Source organism: Paenibacillus sp. JT22N15, from assembly GCF_059383755.1.
In genome coordinates this window covers 53,697-66,653 of the sequence record NZ_JBXENV010000020.1, presented here as the reverse complement: position 1 = coordinate 66,653, position 12,957 = coordinate 53,697, and the positions used below count along the sequence as shown (strand labels likewise).

Sequence of the window (12,957 nt, the reverse complement as noted above, 5' to 3'; positions counted from 1 at the left end):
ATAGAAACGTTTCACTTATATAAAATTCGGGTAATGGGAGCAATTGACGGGAAGTTGAAAACGTTCTATAATCCTTTTAGTTGTAAAATAGAAACGTTTCGATTGATTTCGGCAAATGCCGTCAATCTGCATCAACTTCGCTGGTATCAGCTGTTTATTATGCGTTTATTGATGAAAGCCTATGTATACAAATAAGCAAGCGTAAACGACTGAAGCCGTCCTCTGGCGGCAATGCTACCGTTTCGCGGTGAAATATAAGCTGATTATAAGGGTGAAACTTATAAATTCTTATATTTTAAAAAAGTCAGGAAAGTGAGTGATGAACATGACAGCAGCAAGCACAAGCAGCTTTCGAGTAGAGGCCGGGCCATTAGCATTCACCTTTCTCAGCAGCGGCGATCTTTATCAAATTACCCACAACAACACGATGATTAATCAGCTTCTATCCAATGCGGTAGACGGTTCACTCAATAATATATATTTGCGTTTGCATCGTGAATCGGGCATTGCAGCCTTTCCACTGCTTGGTGTGCGATCGAATAGCCGTGTCTCCTATAGTGCAAATCAAGTCGTATGGGCAGGAGAAGCGGAGGGCGTTCGTTACCAAGTTCGTTTCCTACTGTCGGAAGCAGGCGTATGGTTCTGGGATGTAAATGTAGTTGGCAATGGCGAGACGGTGGATGTGATCTACGGTCAAGATATCGGGCTGGCTGACCAAGCTGCTGTTCGCAGCAATGAAGCTTATCAATCGCAATACATTGACCACTCCGTATTTGAGGACGGGCAGCGCGGTTATGTCGTCTGTTCCCGCCAAAATATGCCGCAAAGCGGCAGCTTCCCTTATTTGCAGCAAGGGGCATGGACAGGGGCGGCTGGCTATTCGACAGACGGCTTCCAGTTCTATGGCTTGAGCTATAAGGAAACGGATATTGCTGAAGCATTGACCAAGCCATCATTGGCTAATGAAGTTTACCAATATGAATTTGCATATACAGCTTTGCAAACACCGCTTGTTAAGGTGGACGGCGAGCAGAATGTTGTTTTTTACGGCTTGTTTAAAGCCAATCATCCTGAGGCTGTAACGTCGCTAGCCTTTACGGCGGAAGTGCAGCAAGCGTGGGAGCAAGTTTGTGCTGCGCCTGCTTTACAATCGCAAGATGCGAATCCGGTACGCAAAGCGGAGGCTATTGGTTCCCCTTTACAAACGGTATCGATGACGGCGGAAGAGATTAACGGCTTGTTCCCTGAACGCTCGCAGGAGGAGTATGTGGGAGAGTCTCTGCTTTCTTTTTTCACTGCGACCCATGAGCATGTTGTATTAAAGGAAAAAGAGCTGCTCGTTGAGCGTCCGCATGGCCATATTCTAATGACGGGCGGCAATGACCACTTGCACACGCATGTGCTGACGACGACCTCGTATATGTACGGCCTGTTCAATTCGCAGCTGGTTGTAGGCAACACGACGTTCCACAAATGGGTGACGAATGCCCGCAACGCGCTGAATGTGCCGAAAACGTCGGGACAGCGCATTTATGTAGAGCTGGATGGCGTATATCGTCTGCTTACGATGCCTTCAATGTTTGAAATGGGCTTTAACTTTGCAAAATGGTATTACAAAACGTCCGATGATCTCATCATCATTACGAACTATACAACCGTAGACACGCCGGAAGTTCGGATGCATGTTCGCTCGACAAGCGGAAGAAAGTACCGTTATCTGGTCACGAACCAAGTGTTGATGAATGATAATGAATATATTTTGCCGTATCAAATGAACAAAAATCAGGATTGGCTTGAATTTACGGCCGATTCGGCGGCGCTGAGCGCAAGTGTATATCCGAAGCTTCGCTACCGTCTGCGTGTGGATGGAGCGGAGATGACTGTTGCGGATGAGCAAAAGCTCGTAACGGGAATGGAGTCTGGCGGCGCATCGCTAGTCGTTCTGGAGTTAGGCGCAAGCAGCGAATGGACGGCTACGGTGCAGGGCTTGCTGCAAGGCGAAGAGCTTCCAGCGGCAACCGTTAGCGTAGAGGATGCAGAAGTGCAGGCACAGGCTTACCGTGCTTTTTACAAGCGGGTGATGAATGGATTTGAGCTGACGCAAAAAGGCGGCAATACCGCTGAAGTAGACAAGTTCAATACGCTGGCATGGTGGTACACACACAATATGCTCGTCCATTATTCGGTACCGCACGGGCTAGAGCAATATGGCGGCGCTGCATGGGGAACACGAGATGTTTGCCAAGGGCCGACCGAATATTTTATGGCGATGCAAAATTACGGCGCAGTTCGCGAAATATTGCTGACGGTATTTTCCCATCAGTATGAGGAAGACGGCAATTGGCCGCAATGGTTTATGTTCGACAACTACGTGAATATACAGCAGGAAGAAAGCCACGGCGATATTATCGTATGGCCGCTCAAGGTACTGAGCGACTATTTGACTGCGACGCAGGATTATTCCGTGCTGGAGGAGCAGATCCCTTATACGACGAAAGAAGGTTTTGCTTTCACATCGCATACGGCATCGCTGCTTGAACATGCGCAGAAGGAAATCGCCTATATTAAGGGACATTTCCTGCATGACACCCATTTGTCCTCCTACGGCGATGGCGATTGGGATGACACGCTGCAGCCTGCCAACGCCCAGCTTAAGCAGTATATGGTGAGCAGCTGGACAGTAGCGCTGACGTACCAGGTGTTTACGCACCTGTCTGCGGCCATGCAGACGCACAATAAAGAGTGGGCGGCAGAGCTCGGAGCATTGAGTGCGGGCATTGAAGCAGATTTCAATCGTTATATGCTGCAAACCGATGTTATTCCTGGCTTCTTGTACATGGAGCAGCCAGATAAAGCGGAACTGATGCTGCATCCATCGGATGCGGTAACAGGCATACAATACCGCCTGCTTCCGATGACCCGCAGCATGATTGCTGAGCTGCTTACAGCTGAGCAGGCCGAGTCGCATTATGCGCTTATCAAGCGCGAGCTTTACTGCCCGGATGGCGTCCGGCTGATGAACCGTCCGGCGAAATATACCGGTGGTGTAAGCACGCATTTCAAGCGCGCTGAGCAGGCGGCGAACTTTGGACGCGAGGTAGGGCTGCAATATGTACATGCCCATATCCGGTATGTAGAAGCAATGGCTAAGCTCGGCAAGGTAGATGAAGCATGGAATGGACTTACAATCATCAACCCGATTGGTTTGAAGGATGCTGTGCCTAATGCGGAGCTTCGCCAAAGCAATTCTTATTTCAGCAGCTCGGATGGCAAATTTAATACGCGTTATGAGGCGCAGGATCGTTTTGCACAGCTGCGTGATGGCTCTGCTCCGGTTAAAGGCGGATGGAGAATTTATTCCAGCGGACCGGGGATTTATATGAACCAGCTTATAGCAAACGTGCTTGGTATCCGCCAAGTGGAAAATAAGCTGATCGTTGATCCGGTGCTGCCACAGTCGTTGGATGGCCTGCAATTCGATTTCGAATATCAGGGCGCTCCGATTACCTTCGTTTACCATTTGAATGGCGATAGCGATGCGACTGTGAAAAGTGTGAAAATAAATGGTAATGAAATGGCAGCTGTACTCGGCTCCAATCGTTATCGTGCGGGCGGTTTGGAAATTTCTCCGCAGCTACTGAAGCAGCATCAAACAGGTGAAACGACGATTATCGACATTTTCATGTAAGGACTAAGTGTACGGCGATTCGTTTCGGATCGCCGTATGCACATAAGTCGAGGCAACTTTAATCTGTTATGATATAGTTAATTAATCAGGAATATTTTAAAATATAAGTGTTTATAAGTTTAAATGCCTTTAATAGGCTTTTATATAATCTCGGTTTATTTTTTTACGCGAAACGAGCAAAAATTACCGAAGGTATCGTATGCCGTTTACGCTTGAAATCTAAGGGTAATAAGGAGAACTCTTATTATCAGGCTTATATTTCTACGCGAAACGAGCCTTTTCCATTTGAATGGAAAAGCCGTTTACGCTCGAAGTAACAGATTGGAGAGAGTGCAGTGGTCAGTATTAAAGATATCGCTAAGAAAGCTGGTGTCTCGATATCGACGGTTTCCTACGCGCTGAACGGCAGCCCGAAGGTGACAGCGGAGACATGCGCCAAAATTTTAGCTATAGCCAAAGAGTTGAACTACGTGCCGAATGCGGCTGCCCGTACGCTTAAGACACGCGAGACTAAAATTATTGGCGTATATTTGACCGACTTCAGTGGGGCCTTTTATGGGGATTTGCTGCAAGGGGTGAATGAAATGCTGCACCGCAAAGGCTATGATACGATTGTATGCAGCGGCAAGCGTTCGCATCGCATGCTTCCAGAGCGGATGATTGACGGTGCAATTGTGCTCGATGCCACGTTCGATAGCACAGAGCTGCTGCGGTACGCGGAGCTGGGGCATAAAGTAGTTGTGCTCGACCGCGAGCTGAACCACCCGAATATTAATCAGGTACTGCTTGATAACAAGGCAGGAGCTACACTTGCGATGGAGCATTTGCTGGATCGGGGCTTTCGCAAAATCTATGCGATTATGGGGCCGGAAGAGTCTTATGACGCAGGTCAGCGGCTGCAAGCGGTCAAGCAGGCGGTGGAGCGCTGCGATGACTTGACGTTTGAAGCCATTGAAGGCAGCTTCCGCAAGGAATCCGGCGAGGAAGCAGCTAAAAAAATATTGGCTGAATACACAGAGCCGGCTGCTGTTTTTTGCATGAATGATGAAATGGCGATTGGCCTGCACAACTATGTATCCCAGACAGACTATGTCGTGGGCGAGCATATTCATATTATCGGTTTTGACAATGTGGAGCTGGCCTCGTATATGCAGCCAAAGCTGGCCACGATTGATTATTCCAAACATAAATGGGGAGCGCTTGCATCTGAGCAGCTGCTGAAAATCATAGCCGGAGAGCCGGTCGAGAACGAGCGAATTTATGTGACGCTGGTTGAAGGCGACTCTGTTGGCACAAATAAAGAGGCTAGCGCCCAGCGCTAGCCTCTTTCCTTGTTGCAGGGCAGATACAATATACAATGCACCTATCAAAACTATTTCGTTTTCTCTGGCTCCTCGAACGTCATGCCTTTCAAGTCGACGGTCACTTTCGTCATTGAAAGCGGCTCATTCGGACGATCCTGGCTATTCGTCGGCTGGTTGACGATTTGATCAACCGCATCCATGCCTTCAATAACGGCGCCAAAGGAAGCATATTCGTTATCAAGCGTTGGCGCATCCGCTACCATAATGAAAAATTGGGAGCCGGCGGAGTTCGGTTCACCCGTTCTCGCCATGGAGATCACGCCGCGCGTGTGCTTCAAATCATTTTGAAAGCCGTTTGACGTGAATTCCCCTGGAATCGAATAGCCAGGGCCGCCGGCGCCTGTTCCATCCGGATCGCCGCCTTGAATCATAAAACCTTGAATGACACGGTGAAAAATCAACCCGTCATAATAGCCTTTTTGGACGAGCGATATAAAATTGTCAACTGTATTCGGTGCAATTTCCGGATACAGCTCAACTTTAATGTAGGTGTCATTGCTCATCTGAATCGTTACGACCGGATGCTTGTCCGAGTCAAGCAGATTGGCTGATGGGCTGGATGAAGGCTCAGCCGATGCAGCAGGTGCCGAAGACTCGCTGGACACGTTAGCTGCCGATCCAGCGGCTCCTGAGCTGGAATTGCTGCCTGTACCGCTTCCTGCGCCGCAAGCGGATATAACAAGCATCATGGCTGCCAGAAGCAGAAGCAGCGAAAAAGCTTTTTTGGTGCTTTTCATTTTCAACATGTAAAGGGTTCCTCCTAAAATGAATGTAGAGACACAGCGTAGCAGCTGTCTAATCAGGCTAAAAGCTATTCCAAGTGTACTATAGCCCTATTGGAAAATAAAGCGAAACAACAAGAACCCCCGCCAGCACTCAGGGAGCGCCATCGGGGGTTCTTGTTGTTATGCGTAAGCTAACCTACAACGTTGTAGGACATAATCCAGATAGAGCCTGCAACGATGGTGAGCAAGATGACGAGCCCGAATATAAGTGCCATCGTATTGTAACGCGGCTTTTCCTCGTCTCTTAAATGCATGAAGAAGAACAATTGAACGACGAATTGCAAGGCTGCCATAATCAGAATGACGATTATCGTCAGCTTCTTGCTCAGCATATCGTTCATGACGATGACAATCGGGATAATCGTCAAAATAATCGACAATACAAACCCGATGACATAGGATCTCATGGAACCATGTGATTCATGAGACGGGGAATGCGAGTTGTGGTTATCCATGCTACATCACCCCCATCAGATAGACGACCGTGAGGACGAAAATCCAAACGACGTCCAAAAAGTGCCAGTACAAGCTAATAATATTAACCTTGCGCTGTGTTACTGGCGTAATGCCGCGACGGTACAATTGAATCATCAGCGCGGTCATCCATACGATACCGACCGATACGTGAAGACCGTGCGTACCGACAAGTGTGAAGAAAGCAGACCAGTAAGCGCTAGTGCCGATTGTTACGCCTTCGTGTACCAGCTCAATAAACTCGCTGACCTCCAAATAGATGAAGGCAAGACCGAGAACTGCGGTAACGGCGAGCCAGCCAATAAGGCCTTTCTTATTGCCTCTGTGCATTTGAAGCACAGCGATACCGCTTGTAAAGCTGCTTGTAAGCAAGATGAACGTCTCGGCGATAACGCCAGGCATCTTGAACATTTCGTCGGCCGTAGGGCCGCCATCCGTGCTGAGTCGAAGTACGACAAATGTTGCAAATAACGTACCGAACAAAATAACGTCGGTAATCAGAAACATCCAGAAGCCGAATGTTTTGAGTGATTCATGTTCATGCTCATGGTGCTCGTCATGATGACCGTGGCCGCTATGGCCGTGCTTATCATGACCGGTTACTGCTTGTGCCATTATTTTGTCCCTCCTAATGCGGCTTCCGTCCGCTCGATCTCATCTACAGGAATGTAGTAGTCGGTATCGTAGCTGAAGGAACGTGCCAGCATGCAAATGGCAACGCCGATTGCGCCAGGTATAATCATCCATTTCCAATCCCATACGAACCCGAAGCCCATAACGAAGAAGGAAACGGAAATCAAAAATGGAATGGCGGAGTTTTTCGGCATATGAATCGGCTCAAGTGGAGCAAGCGGCTTAGGCTTTCCGCCATTTGCCAAACGCTGCTTCTCTTCCCACCAAGCATCCTCGCTGTCTACAACCGGAACTCTTGCAAAGTTATAAAGCGGTGCAGGAGATGGAATCGACCATTCCAGCGTACGGCCATCCCATGAATCGCCGGTTGGCTCTTTTTTGTAAAACTTGATGCTGTGCGCGATTTGCCATACTTGGAACAGGAACGCCAGACCCATAATAAACGCGCCGACAGTAGAGACGATGTTAAGCGGCTGCCAGCCCATATCAAAGTTGTATTCGTTGAAACGACGGGTCATCCCCATCAAGCCAAGCGCGTACTGCGGCATGAAACAAACGTAGAAACCGATGTTCCACAGCCAGAATGCCCATTTGCCAAGGCCTTCATGCAGCTTGAAGCCGAACATCTTAGGCCACCAGTAGTAAAGTCCGGCGAAGTAACCGAATACGACGCCCCCGATCAGCACTTGGTGGAAGTGGGCAATCAGGAAGTAACTGTTGTGGAACTGGAAGTCAGCAGGCGCGACAGAGAGCATAACCCCGGTCATACCGCCGACGATAAAGCAAGGAATAAAGGCGATCGTCCAAAGCATCGGCGTTGGGAACGTCAGCTTGCCTCGGTACATCGTAAACAGCCAGTTAAATACTTTAACCCCTGTAGGAATGGCAATCAGCATCGTCGTTACGGCGAAGAAAGCATTGACGTTCGCGCCGGAACCCATGGTGAAGAAGTGATGCGCCCATGTAAAGAACGAGAAGAAGCTAATCGACATCAGGGCGAATACCATGGATTTGTAACCGAACAGCTTTTTCTTCGAGAAAGCCGATACGACTTCGGAGAAAATACCGAACGCCGGCAAAATAACGATATATACTTCGGGATGTCCCCACATCCAGATGAGGTTGATATACATCATCGGGTTGCCGCCGCCATCGAGCGTAAAGAAGTGAGCGCCGAAGTAGCGGTCAATAAACAGCAGGAACAAAGTAACGGTCAAGATTGGGAAAGCAAACATAATTGTAATACACGAGGAAAGTACGGACCAGACAAACATCGGCATTTTCATCAGCTTCATGCCTGGTGCGCGCATTTTCAAAATCGTTACGACAAAGTTAATACCGGTGGCTAAGGAGCCAATACCGGAAATCTGAATGCCCCAAATATAGAAATCTTGTCCTAGACCCGGGCTTCCTGACAGCTCGGAAAGCGGTGGATAGGCCAGCCAGCCCGCATCCGGCGAACCGCCGATAACGAAGGAAACGTTAAACAGCATGGCGCCAAAGAAAAACATCCAAAAGCTGAGCGAGTTCAGGAACGGGTAGGCGACGTCGCGCGCGCCGATTTGCAGCGGCACAACGATATTGAATAAGCCGAACATAAGTGGCATCGCCATAAATAAAATCATAATAACGCCGTGCGTTGTAAAGATCGCATTATAGTGATCGGCGTGGAGGAACTCTACCTGCGGCACAGCGAGCTGCACCCGCATCAGCAGGGCATCGACGCCACCACGGAAAAGCATGAGAATCGACGCGATAATATACATAATGCCGATCCGTTTATGATCGACGGTGGTCAGCCATTCCGTCCATAGCCAGCGCCATTTTTTGAAATACGATAGGGCGAAAACGACGGCAACCATGGACAAGCCGATGGATACCTGTGCTCCAAGTATGAGCGGGTCGCCAGTGATGAAAAAATCATTGAGCAAGAAATCGATTAGATTCTGAAACATGCGGCGTCTCCTTTCGTCTTGTGTTTAGTGTGAATGCTCGTTCGTTGAAGATTCTTGGTCATGATTCATATCCATGCCGTCCATATCTTTCATGTCCATATCACTCATATCCATGTCGTGATCCTTGTTGGTGTCTTCTTCTGTAGCTGTGGAGCCGCCATGATGATGGGCAGAGCCGCCTTCGCCAATGTATTGCATCACGACTTTCTGGAACAGTCCTTCAGGGAAGGAGGAGAACGATTGCACCGTCTCAACACTTGGCTCAGTAAGCTTCTCAAAGCCTTCTTGTGTCAGCGCTGGGGCGGTTGTCTTCACCTCTTGAACCCACGCTTTATAATCATCCTCGGAAGTTGCCTTCACATTAAAGGTCATTTGGGCAAAATGCTCCCCAGTGAAGTTGGCGCCCGAGCCATAATAATTGCCAATCTCATCTGCTTGCAGATAAAGCGTCATAGCCATGCCGGACATCGTATAAATTTGGCCGCCCAGCTGCGGAATCCAGAACGAATTCATCGCCGTATCCGAAGTCAGTCTGAACTGAATCGGAGTGCCCTCTGGAATTTGAAGGTAGTTGACTGTAGATATGCCCTCTTCCGGGTACGTGAACAGCCATTTCCAATCCAGCGAGGTCACTTCAATCGTTATCGGTGCTTTCGCGGAAGCAATCGGCTTGGATGGCTCCAGCTCATACGAATACTTGACCGTTACGATTGCCAGAATAGCGATAACTACAATTGGAATACTCCACCAAATAATCTCCAGCTTCGTGCTGTGATTCCAGTTCGGCTGGTAGGGAGCGTTGTTGCCTTTTTTGTCACGGTAGCGCCATACGATGTAGCCGGTCAAGATCAGAACGGGCACGACAATAACCAGACAGAGGATCGTTGAAAAATAAATCAAATCCTTCTGGCTCTCGCCAATTGGCCCTTTTGGATCGAGCACCAGATACTGCTCGCCGCAGCCAGAGAGAAGAACGGCCATCAGCATGATGAGCAGGGGTGTCAATACACGAATATAACGTCTCAAATGGTTCAACTCCTTGGATATACTCTTAGCCTTAACATTAGCAGAAGTTACGGAGAATAACTGCTGACTTAACAATTACGTCAACAATTCGTCTTTTTTTTGTAATAGAAAGTTCACCAGTTCGACAATTGTCTTTGTCGGGCTCTCTAAAAAGCTCCGGCTTTATCTAAGGTGAAACGGATATCTCCGTCCTTTGGCGGTTTGCGCGGGCTAAGGCTTGTCCTGCTGCATGAATCCTATCGTCATAATTATGGCTGCATTAAATAGGTTGAAAAAAATAAAAAGCCTCACTGTCAAATCGACGGTGAGGCTTTAAATTGTACGTTCTCAATGGCTGTGCTGCTTCAGCACGGTTACTTCTGTTCTTCTTCAGCCTGCTGGGCCCGTCTTGCATGCACAAGGCCAATGGCAGTGCCAATGGTGTAGATAAATACGCTGCCTACCATAAATCCGAGCCCGACCATAAGCCATACGTTCTTATCGCTGAAGTGGCTGAGATTTATTAAGCAAAGGACTACGCCTACTGAGAGAACGGTCCAAGCGATGATGGTCATTGCGGTTACTAAACGTTTCACACTAGCTGCAGTTGCAGATTTAACGTCGCTGATTGTTGCTGTTTTCGTTGTCATTATAAACACCCCGTTTACTTGTAAGTGCTTTCTTGCACTCATTATAACACACTTTATGCGAAATGTTCAAAGAAAATTCACGATTTGATCAAATTTCCGACAAAATTAGGGGAAGTGCCTTTACTTTTAGGTTTTTGTATTAGTCGTGCTGCCACCAGCGCTTCAAATCATTCCACCAGGATTTTCGCTCCTCGGCAGCTTTGCTCTCTCCTGTTCCCTGAACGGAGGTGTCCCCGGGCTCTCCCGATGCTTCGCCGCATACTTCGACAGGTTCTGTGCCTTTGACGAAATATTCGAGCTGCTTCGCCGAGCAGGTGGCTTCTGCCAGCTTGCCGCTGGCGGGATCGACGTAGACGCTGACGACATCCTCCGGTATCGGAAAAATTTTCGGCGGAACCGCCGACAGCGCCTGTTCGGTATAGGCGGCGAAAATCGGCGCTGCGCGGTGCGCCTCGGCAACGGTCAGCTTGCGGCCTTTGTCAAAGCCCGTCCAGACTGCTGTAGCCAGCTCTGGCGTATAGCCAACGAGCCAAGCATCATTAGCGGTCGTGCCTGTTTTGCCAGCGACAGGCCGTTTAATCATGGCCGCTACGCGATTTCCTGTACCTCCGGTATCGAAGACACTCTCCATCAGGCTGGTCAATACGAACGCATTTGCGGGATCGACAACCTGCTCGGCTTGTTGCTTCGCTTCATATAAGATGTGTCCGCTGCGATCCTCTATTCTTGTAATAGCAATCGGCTCTACCCGTTTGCCGCCGTTAGCCAGCACAGCGAAAGCCGAAGCCATCTGGTAGGGGCTGACCGGGAAGGTGCCCAGCGCGAGCGATGGCAGCGGGCTCATCGGGCTGGTTATGCCCAGCTTGCGCGCCGTCTCAATGACTTTGTCCGCGCCGACCGCCATAATCGTATCTACAGCGTAAATGTTATCGGAGCTGGCAATCGCCTGCCGCATCGTAATAAAGTCATTGGTGTACTTGTCATTGTAATTGCTCGGCTTATACACTTTGCGTCCCTCATCATAGATGAAGGAGGTCGGCTCGCTTTTGAAGCGTGAAATGGGCGTCAACAGCCCGTTTTGGAGCGCGGTTAAATAAACAATCGGCTTGAAAGAAGAGCCGGGCTGGCGTGTATCCGCAAATACGCGGTTAAATTGATTGTTCTTGTAATCCCGCCCGCCAACCATGGCTTTAATGTAGCCATTGCGCGGATCAAGCGAGATGAGCGCTGCTTGCTGACCGTCACTGTCCGCCAGCTCCTTGTCGACGGCGGCTTCGGCAGCATTTTGCGCCACAGGATCAAGGGTTGTATAAATCGTAATGCCGCCTTCGTTCAGCAGCTGCTCGTTGATGCCGAGCTTGTCTACGGCTAAATATTTCACATAATCGCGAAAATACGGTGCGAATCCGGTCTGGTTGCCGGCTCCGAGCGGCTGGAATTGCAGCACCTCTTTATAAGCCTTACCCGCTTCCGTCTTCGAAATCACACCATCTTCCGCCATAATGGACAAAATGGTAAGCTGCCTGTCCTTGGCGTTTTTCATATCCATGTATGGGGAATAGTATTTGGGACCCTTCGGAATGCCGGCCAGCATGGCGCTTTCGGCGAGCGTCAATTCCGATGCTTTCTTATTAAAATACAACGACGCTGCCGCCTCAATGCCATACGCGCCATGCCCGTAATAGATTTGGTTCAAATAGAGGCCCAAAATTTCGTCCTTGGAATAATGCATCTCCAGCTGAATCGTATAGATCGCTTCTTTGAATTTGCGCTGCCACGTTTTCTCATGCGTTAAATACAAATTGCGGGCGAGCTGCTGCGTCAGCGTGCTGGCGCCTTGCTTGGCTGATAACGAAACGGTATTCGCCACGATGGCGCGTCCCAGCCCTTTGATGTCGAAGCCAGGGTGGTCGTAGAAGCGCCTGTCTTCAATTGCAATGGTCGCCTTCACCAGATTGGGGGATATTTGATCGAGCGGGACGGAACGGCGATTTTCGCCCGTATGGAATGTATCGATAACCTGGCCATGCAGGTCGAGCATTTGGGAAGTTTGGCTTATGGATGCCGCAGGCAGCGACTGCATGCTTAAATACAGCAGTGCACCGACAAAGCAGGCGGTCAGCAGCAGAAACAGCGCGGCGAGCCGCCCCGCCCATTTTTTAAATCGATAAAAGGCTGTAGGCTGCTGGACCATTCCGGGTACCTGATGCTGGGGCGTCTGATGCCGGGATGCTTGCTGTGCGGATGCTGGGGCCGCTTGTGTGCGCCGGTTTCGGTTCAAGCTTGGACGCTGGTGGAGTCTAGGGAAAAACCGTTCAGAAAACGCAGAAAGCTTGCGTCTTAAGGACGGCTTGGCGGGCTTGATTTTGTGCTTGTTCATGGAGCGTGCTCCCTTCGGATGAA

The 12,957-nt window shown here is 49.4% G+C and carries 9 protein-coding genes; 2 read left to right on the top strand and 7 right to left on the bottom strand.

The window, feature by feature from the left end; all coding sequences use genetic code 11:
* Positions 1-325 precede the first annotated feature (325 nt).
* Entirely contained in the window at positions 326-3,688 is a 3,363-nt protein-coding gene (locus tag AC50X8_RS29160; RefSeq protein ID WP_494883080.1) for a GH36-type glycosyl hydrolase domain-containing protein, read from the top strand.
* 335 nt (positions 3,689-4,023) lie between these two features.
* Positions 4,024-5,010: a LacI family DNA-binding transcriptional regulator gene (locus AC50X8_RS29155; RefSeq protein ID WP_494883035.1), complete on the top strand. Its 987-nt coding sequence runs from the start codon at positions 4,024-4,026 to the stop codon at positions 5,008-5,010.
* 50 nt (positions 5,011-5,060) lie between these two features.
* Here AC50X8_RS29155 and AC50X8_RS29150 read toward each other — a convergent pair whose 3' ends face one another.
* The 7 genes from AC50X8_RS29150 to AC50X8_RS29120 form a co-directional block, all read right to left on the bottom strand.
* Positions 5,061-5,789, bottom strand: a complete 729-nt coding sequence (locus AC50X8_RS29150) for a peptidylprolyl isomerase (RefSeq protein ID WP_056035227.1) — start codon at positions 5,787-5,789, stop codon at positions 5,061-5,063.
* Between the two features lie 179 nt (positions 5,790-5,968).
* Positions 5,969-6,292 (bottom strand): cytochrome o ubiquinol oxidase subunit IV, encoded by a 324-nt coding sequence (gene cyoD, locus AC50X8_RS29145; RefSeq protein WP_056035051.1) that lies wholly within the window; start codon positions 6,290-6,292, stop codon positions 5,969-5,971.
* Between the two features lies 1 nt (position 6,293).
* On the bottom strand, positions 6,294-6,926 hold the full coding sequence (cyoC, locus tag AC50X8_RS29140) for a cytochrome o ubiquinol oxidase subunit III (protein ID WP_494883033.1): 633 nt from the start codon (positions 6,924-6,926) through the stop codon (positions 6,294-6,296).
* Positions 6,926-8,899: a cbb3-type cytochrome c oxidase subunit I gene (locus AC50X8_RS29135; RefSeq protein WP_056035045.1), complete on the bottom strand. Its 1,974-nt coding sequence runs from the start codon at positions 8,897-8,899 to the stop codon at positions 6,926-6,928. Before AC50X8_RS29135 ends, cyoC begins: the two co-directional genes overlap by 1 nt.
* A gap of 24 nt (positions 8,900-8,923) precedes the next feature.
* On the bottom strand, positions 8,924-9,886 hold the full coding sequence (cyoA, locus tag AC50X8_RS29130) for a ubiquinol oxidase subunit II (RefSeq protein WP_494865037.1): 963 nt from the start codon (positions 9,884-9,886) through the stop codon (positions 8,924-8,926).
* Positions 9,887-10,278: 392 nt separating this feature from the next.
* Positions 10,279-10,554, bottom strand: coding sequence for a hypothetical protein (locus tag AC50X8_RS29125; RefSeq protein WP_056035225.1), 276 nt, complete (start codon positions 10,552-10,554; stop codon positions 10,279-10,281).
* Positions 10,555-10,693: 139 nt separating this feature from the next.
* Positions 10,694-12,748: a transglycosylase domain-containing protein gene (locus AC50X8_RS29120; protein WP_494883078.1), complete on the bottom strand. Its 2,055-nt coding sequence runs from the start codon at positions 12,746-12,748 to the stop codon at positions 10,694-10,696.
* Positions 12,749-12,957 lie beyond the last annotated feature (209 nt).

Excerpts from the sequence above, each read along its gene's own strand:
- AC50X8_RS29160 (WP_494883080.1), top strand. The coding sequence starts at position 326 with ATGACAGCAGCAAGCACAAGCAGCTTTCGAGTAGAGGCCGGGCCATTA.
- AC50X8_RS29150 (WP_056035227.1), bottom strand. The coding sequence starts at position 5,789 with ATGAAAAGCACCAAAAAAGCTTTTTCGCTGCTTCTGCTTCTGGCAGCC.
- cyoD (WP_056035051.1), bottom strand. The coding sequence starts at position 6,292 with ATGGATAACCACAACTCGCATTCCCCGTCTCATGAATCACATGGTTCC.
- cyoC (WP_494883033.1), bottom strand. The coding sequence starts at position 6,926 with ATGGCACAAGCAGTAACCGGTCATGATAAGCACGGCCATAGCGGCCAC.
- AC50X8_RS29135 (WP_056035045.1), bottom strand. The coding sequence starts at position 8,899 with ATGTTTCAGAATCTAATCGATTTCTTGCTCAATGATTTTTTCATCACT.
- cyoA (WP_494865037.1), bottom strand. The coding sequence starts at position 9,886 with ATGCTGATGGCCGTTCTTCTCTCTGGCTGCGGCGAGCAGTATCTGGTG.
- AC50X8_RS29125 (WP_056035225.1), bottom strand. The coding sequence starts at position 10,554 with ATGACAACGAAAACAGCAACAATCAGCGACGTTAAATCTGCAACTGCA.
- AC50X8_RS29120 (WP_494883078.1), bottom strand. The coding sequence starts at position 12,748 with ATGGTCCAGCAGCCTACAGCCTTTTATCGATTTAAAAAATGGGCGGGG.